Below are 5,631 nucleotides of genomic sequence, written 5' to 3'. Positions count from 1 at the left end.
GTTGGTGTGATGACTGGCTCTGATGGTGTGACGCCTGGATCTGTTGGTGTGATGACTGGCTCTGATGGTGTGACGCCTGGATCTGTTGGCGTGATGACTGGCTCCGATGGTGTGATGACTGGCTCTGAAGTTTGGGCTAGTGCCCAAGATGGCGAGCCAGCTACTACAACCGCTGTTACCACCATAAGAGATAATACCTGAAGTGACTTCTTAAGTTTTCTCATCAAATCCTCCTAGAACAAATGAAATGTATGCATAGCTAGCATTTACATGCTGGCGTATCCATCTTGGTAAGTATTAAATGGATTTCAGACTAAAATGATGCTGTTTTATACCACTTTTTTACATTTGTTAAATAACACCGTTTATCTCTATTGCTTCAATTTCATCTTTATTCTGCTTTTAATAAAAAAACAAACTCACAATATAAGCTGTATGTTTCTATTGACAATCCGATTGATTCATCTCATCATGAATGTGGCAATGTTCTTGCCTGAACAAAAAAATCCTAATGCTACGAAGCAGGCGAATGCCATTTCCATAGCAGAAGGATTTATTAGACAGGATCTACAAATTTCTCATCTCATAGATTTTTTGCAAGGTATTAAGGTGCATTGATTTATCTTCAGGCGACTCAGCGAATTTATACCACTCCACAAGTCTGTATCCGAACATAGCAAGGATTAGTTCATAAATACAATGATCTGAGATATGGGACACATCCGCATATTCCGAAAAACCTCTGTAATACGCCGGAACGCATTTTTGGTAGTATTCAACCATATGACAGACATCCGCTTCGTCCGCTATTAAACTCGCGATGTCCTCGCCCATGTACCCCCATCCGGCGGTATCCCAGTCGATCAGTACGATTTTACTGTCCGAGTAGAATATGTTTGTCACCCAAAAATCTCTATGGCATAGCACGATTGGCAGCTTTTCAATGCGACTGAATATTTCGTCCACATTGTTATCAAAGTCTATGAGCATTTTACATAGGTGCTTCGGAATTTCGCAGTCGTCGGAGCGTATGTAATCATACAAAACATTCCATGACCGATACCGCAGATAGTAGTTTTTCATAAACTCAACCTTGCTTAAATTGGTCAAATTCTGCAATACGTTTGGTCGTTCAGCGTACAGCTTGCCTTGAAACCGCCCCAATTCCTCGGCTGCACGTTCATACATTTCGGAGGTCAGATGTAAGCCTGACACACCATCAATATATTCCATCCATAGCTGTATCTCATCGCCATTTATTTCGGCGTGATAACAATCCGGACAACGGAACGAATCGAAGAAAACCTTGTTGAAATCCGATGCATAGAAATCGTATTCCCTTCGCCATGAATCCGGATCACCATAACGCTCCCATTTTTTCTGTGTTTTCCAAACTACCTTATACGGCAGATTTTCACCGTCGGAAGTTTCAGCCATACCCGTTACAAGCCGAACATCTCCTAATGTCCCGCCTTGCAATTCTTTGAGTTGATAATCTGCACGGATTATCGTCTTATCGAGCATTTTACTCACAACATTCACCAGTATTTCGGGTTTTACAAACATTTCATCATGGTTGTTCATTTCTTGTGTCCTCCTTTTTTACCCTTTTGTTGCATGGCAATCGACTTTTGCCACGCCCGTTTATTTATGAGATACCCCGATTTATCGTCCACAAACTTATTTTCACGCTTCTGTCCAAGGTAACGCTCCCAATGTTCTCGCGCCAATGATCCATCGGCAAGAGCGGCAAGAACTGCGCAGCCCGGCTCCGTCTGATGGCGGCAGTCACTGAAGCGACACTGTGTGAATAAATTCTCCACATCGTGAAATCCCGCGCTGATCCCGTCGTCCGCACCGAACAACCCAAGTTCACGCATTCCCGGCGTATCAATAACCATCGCGCCTGAAGGAAGCATGAAAAGCTGGCGATGCGTTGTTGTGTGCCGACCCCGGCTATCGGCCTCGCGGATACCCTTGACAGTCATTACATCCTGATTCATCAATGCGTTTAGCAGCGAGGATTTTCCAACGCCGGACATGCCGAGGAATACCACGGTTTTTCCTGGTTGCAGATATTCACTCAACTCGTCTAAGCCACTCCTGGTATGACTGGAAACTGCGTGTACCGGCACACCAGGGGCGGTTTTCTGAACCTCAGCTAACGGTGCGCTGAAATCCGGGACCAAGTCAGCTTTTGTTAAGATTACGACAGGCTGGCCACCACTTTGCCGTGTCTGTGTCAGGTAACGCATAATGCGGCTGACCTTGAAATCCCAGTTTAGGGACGACACGATAAATACGTAATCAAAATTCGTTGCTACGACTTGCTCAAGAATGGTTTTGACATACTCTGCTGCGTGTCCCGAATAATCAGCGCGTGAAAATTTCGAGCGGCGAGGCAGCAATTTGGCAATGCGCGAAGCGCCGCTTTCGTTGTATTGTAGAAATACAAAATCGCCAACGCACGGAAACTCCTCTCGAGTCCCCACAGAGTGGTAGAATGCACCCTTTAATACAGCCGTCACTTCTCCTTGTTCGGTGATGACGGTATATTGGTCCCGCTGAAGTTCCGTAACCCTTCCAGGTATTAATCCTATCGGCGGCGTTTCGGCTTCGATATAGCCGTATTGTTTCATATCAATCATTGAGCCGATCCTCTCCTAAAATTAAAGTTGTTTTTGGGCATAAAAATACCGCGAACAAGCAGCCTCCTAAGAAGCTGCTGTTTCGCGGCGACAAGCCAAAAGTCGGCTTATAATCAAAAAGGGATACGACCTACATCGTATCCCGCTAACAGCAGTATTCACGAAAGGTTACTGTTTACGGCATAGCAAAGAAACACGGGTAATATTCCCGATTGTCTCATTCCAAGCTATAATCAAAGATTGGAATTTACTACGCCCGATATTCGGCTAAGTTAAAATCACCAATACCATATAAGCAGCCATTTAAAACATCTCCTTTCGAGGGAAAAAGTGGAATTACAATTTCACTTCTATAGTTTTACATAAACCTTTGTGGAAATCAATAGGAAATTAGTATTTGATCTTTCGTACATATTGATCCTCGCCCTGATTTTTCACAACGATTCCTAGTTCGCGTAAGTCCATTTTTAAATTTGTGGCCTTTTTCTTATCCCCTTCCCTAATTGCATTTCGACGTTCATATAAGATAGCATTCGCATTTTTCTCCACATGCATGATCATCCAAGGTCCAAAGATTGAATTCATCTTTATACGGATCCTGTTCACTCCATGGGTAATGATGATACAGGAAGATTTCTCGTATTTTTTCCTTCTTGATGTCTGTCTTTTCACTCAAAAGCTCTTGTCCCTTTGTTCCCGTAATAACGACAATATTATCTTCCATAAAGATTTCCTTTATCTCAGATTTACTAATTCTCTTTTCTATATTATCTTTATTGATCCGTATTTCTTGATCTCTTATGCTCATTTTCAATGCTTCACTATAGACTGTTAGTGATAAGAGAACGCCTATGACTCCTCCTGCGATCATCAAGATCATAGATGCCCAAAACGGGCTGAATGAAAGTAAAAGTTTAATGACTTTTGAATCGGAAAAGAAAGGTATACTTTTTGCGAATTCCAACAACTTTGGAAGATACCAGCCTATCGTTCCTAACACAAAAGGAAAAAATGCTGCAATCCATTTTTCCAAGAAGCCCATACCAATTGTGGATGTATTGTTATTCATTATGATTGTTACCTCCAACCTTAATGGATGTTACAAGACGACTTTCAAGGCTAATTTAGTTAGCTCATCAGCGTACTTCTCAAAACTAAAGGAATTTTTGTGCTTAAGCATACTTTCTTCAATCGCACCTTGAATCACAACACAGATCATTTCAACATCAAACTCATTCGAAAACTCTTGTTTTTGTTGTCCCTCGATTAGAATATCTTTGAGCAATGAATGTAATGGATCCTCTTCTTCTCCATGATCGGCCCTATAGTAAGGAATTCCTTCTTCGTTTTGAGCATTAAATACAATCTCAATTAATGCGATATTATTTTTATAGTTGGCTACTTGATAAGCCAAGCTGGCTCCAATATAGGCTTTCAATTGTGAACTAGGTGTTTCTTCTTGAACCACCTTTTCACTAATGAAATCCAACTTTTTGTTAAGCAAGTACAGCAAGGTCTGGTTAATCAAATCCATTTTGTCAGAAAAATGATACGAAATTAACCCTGTACTTACTTTTGCTGTTTTAGCGATTTTGGTTAAACTGACATTGGCGTAGCCGAGTTCCTCAAGTGTGTTAATGCATGCTTGAATAATCTGTTCTCTTCGTGCTTCGGCAATAAAAGATTGTTTGTCTTCCATCAGAACCTCCACCGTTATTTAATTGGTCGTTTGTTTTTAATTTGGTCGATCAATCAATTTTATTTTGCACATAAATTCAGGTACTGTCATTAGGCCAAGTGTCTCCCAAGCTGGAGAAGAAACTCCCTAAGCTACCATCCGTCAAAAGTGAGCAAGCGGATGCCGAGCAATTCATGCTGGCCTATTTGGCGCAGCTTGGCCAGACGGTAGAGGAGCTCTTGCCAGATCATGAAGGTGCGGTGAGCGATAAACTTGGCATCGCTAAGCAGATTGTCGAGGACGAGCGGCAACTCTCACATAAGGGGATTCTCTTAGCCATCGACCCAGATGCGCGCTTCGGCTGGAAGAGCAGTTCCAAATCGTTTTTTGGGTACAAAGAACATATTGCAATGACGGAAGAAGAAATATTACCGCCCTAGAGGTGACACCGGGAAGCACCGACGACGGTAAGCAATTGTTGGCGTTGCTCGAACAGACAACAGCAAATGGCATAAACGTAAGCGAAGGCTTCGAATATAACAAGGACGCCGATTTCGTCGTCTGTCCAGCTGTTGTAAACGCAAAGCGGATGGTAAAGCTAATAGAGCAAAAGCAGCCTATTCCTCAAGTGAGGATAGACTGCTTTTTTCTCTTATGAGACTACTGCAAAACGAATACAGTTTACGTCTATTTGCTCGATCTGATGTACACGGGTTTCTTTTCAGCATCCAACGCTGCTTGCAATACCGTCTCTTTGCCTTTAACAAAATAATAATCTTTAAATCGGGCTTGCCACGGCAACTAACATACTGGATACGCTCATAGATGCTAGAATTTCTTTTTTTAGATTCATTTCATTTGCTCCTATGTATGAATTGATGAGTTCTACTTTTATGCTAACATTGAATAAATAAGATTCAACTTAACATAATCTGAATATAATTTAAGAATAAAATCAGAAATAAAATGCGGCCAGATGGAGGCTTCTTACCCATCCAATATAGCGAAGAGCCTTTTTAATTCACTTTTGCCCCTACCTGGTTTACCGCAATCGATCTAACATTTCTTGCCGCTTGATCTGAAGCTCGGCAACCGAATCGTCGAGCGTTTCCTCTTTGTTAATAATGGATTTCAGCGCAGCCGACAATAACGAATCGAATTCAGCTTGGAAACCTGGTGGAATGCTTTTTTATCTAACACACTGCTAGCTTCCATTGGCTTCAGGAGGTAAAAAGCATCCGTTTCCCGCCCTCTAAAATCCTTGAAATAGTCTGATCACGTAGGCAGCGTATCGTTCATTGCCTT

The 5,631-nt window shown here is 42.1% G+C and carries 5 protein-coding genes and 2 pseudogenes; 1 reads left to right on the top strand and 6 read right to left on the bottom strand.

Features of this window, described 5'->3' with window-relative positions; translation table 11 throughout:
* The 6 genes and pseudogenes from AZ66_RS31655 to AZ66_RS26035 form a co-directional block, all read right to left on the bottom strand.
* Positions 1-224, bottom strand: a pseudogene (locus AZ66_RS31655) (hypothetical protein); the annotation flags it as partial.
* Between the two features lie 343 nt (positions 225-567).
* Entirely contained in the window at positions 568-1,566 is a 999-nt protein-coding gene (locus tag AZ66_RS26050; RefSeq protein ID WP_044357532.1) for an aminoglycoside phosphotransferase family protein, read from the bottom strand.
* A gap of 14 nt (positions 1,567-1,580) precedes the next feature.
* Positions 1,581-2,648 carry a ribosome small subunit-dependent GTPase A gene (gene rsgA / locus AZ66_RS26045; RefSeq protein WP_044357528.1) on the bottom strand — a complete coding sequence of 356 codons (1,068 nt, stop codon included), beginning with the start codon at positions 2,646-2,648 and terminating at the stop codon, positions 1,581-1,583.
* Between the two features lie 390 nt (positions 2,649-3,038).
* Complete coding sequence (locus AZ66_RS33950) at positions 3,039-3,203, bottom strand: CysS/YqeB C-terminal domain-containing protein (RefSeq protein ID WP_442950325.1); 165 nt, start codon at positions 3,201-3,203, stop codon at positions 3,039-3,041.
* Positions 3,166-3,717 carry a YqeB family protein gene (locus tag AZ66_RS26040; RefSeq protein ID WP_231587060.1) on the bottom strand — a complete coding sequence of 184 codons (552 nt, stop codon included), beginning with the start codon at positions 3,715-3,717 and terminating at the stop codon, positions 3,166-3,168. Before AZ66_RS26040 ends, AZ66_RS33950 begins: the two co-directional genes overlap by 38 nt.
* 30 nt (positions 3,718-3,747) lie before the next feature.
* Entirely contained in the window at positions 3,748-4,347 is a 600-nt protein-coding gene (locus AZ66_RS26035) for a TetR/AcrR family transcriptional regulator (protein WP_044357527.1), read from the bottom strand.
* A 107-nt stretch (positions 4,348-4,454) separates the two neighbouring features.
* On the opposite strand from AZ66_RS26035, the pseudogene AZ66_RS26030 reads away from it, so the two are divergent.
* A pseudogene (locus AZ66_RS26030) lies at positions 4,455-4,915 on the top strand (transposase); the annotation flags it as partial.
* Positions 4,916-5,631 lie beyond the last annotated feature (716 nt).

The sequence above is a fragment of the Paenibacillus sp. E194 genome (genome assembly GCF_000935845.1).
In the GTDB taxonomy this organism is placed as follows: domain Bacteria; phylum Bacillota; class Bacilli; order Paenibacillales; family Paenibacillaceae; genus Paenibacillus_B; species Paenibacillus_B alvei_B.
The sequence above is the reverse complement of the archived record's forward strand: the minus strand, read 5'-3'. Positions and strand labels throughout refer to the sequence as shown.

Bases quoted from the DNA above. Each gene is read 5' to 3' on its own strand.
- AZ66_RS33950 (WP_442950325.1), bottom strand. From the start codon at position 3,203: ATGCATGTGGAGAAAAATGCGAATGCTATCTTATATGAACGTCGAAAT.
- AZ66_RS26050 (WP_044357532.1), bottom strand. From the start codon at position 1,566: ATGTTTGTAAAACCCGAAATACTGGTGAATGTTGTGAGTAAAATGCTC.
- rsgA (WP_044357528.1), bottom strand. From the start codon at position 2,648: ATGATTGATATGAAACAATACGGCTATATCGAAGCCGAAACGCCGCCG.
- AZ66_RS26035 (WP_044357527.1), bottom strand. From the start codon at position 4,347: ATGGAAGACAAACAATCTTTTATTGCCGAAGCACGAAGAGAACAGATT.
- AZ66_RS26040 (WP_231587060.1), bottom strand. From the start codon at position 3,717: ATGAATAACAATACATCCACAATTGGTATGGGCTTCTTGGAAAAATGG.